General features: G+C 74.9%; 1 protein-coding gene. It reads right to left on the reverse strand.

Annotated elements, in window-relative coordinates:
• Positions 1 to 586 (reverse strand): YeiH family protein (locus tag D7X55_RS40180; protein ID WP_121725728.1); only part of this gene is annotated, 586 nt, incomplete at both ends.

A 586-nucleotide genomic window follows, 5' to 3' on the forward strand; every position in this document is an offset into this window, starting at 1 on the left:
CAGCAGGAACAGCGTCACGACGAGCAGCTGCCGGGCGACCGCCGCCACGCCCTGCCCCACCGGCGCGAGCCCCGGGAACACCGTCACGACCGCCGCCGCGCCCAGGAACCCCGCGATGAACCACGGCCGGCGCACCTTGCCCTTCACCGCGTGGCCCTCGCGCCGCCGCCATGCGGCCAGCCCCACCGTGAGTGGGAGGATCCACAGGGCGCGCGCCAGCTTCACGGGGGTGGCCACCGCCAGGGCCTCGGGGCCGTAGCGCACCGCCGCCCCCACCACGGAGCTGGTGTCGTGGATGGCCATCGCGCACCACAGGCCGAACTGGTGCGGCGTCAGCCCCACCGCGTGGCCCACGACGGGGAAGACGAACAGCGCCACGGCATTGAGCAGGAACACCGTGCCCAGGGCCACGGACGTCTCGTGCTCCTTGGGCTGCAGCACCGGCACCACCGCCGCGATGGCGCTCCCGCCGCAGATGGCCGTGCCCACGCTGATGAGCAGCCCCGTCACGCGGGGCACGCCCAGCAGCCGGGCGAGCCCCACGCCCAGCGTCAGGCACAGCGCGATGCCCACCACCGTGTAGCCC

The sequence above is a fragment of the Corallococcus sp. AB049A genome, assembly GCF_003668885.1.
Lineage (GTDB): Bacteria > Myxococcota > Myxococcia > Myxococcales > Myxococcaceae > Corallococcus > Corallococcus interemptor.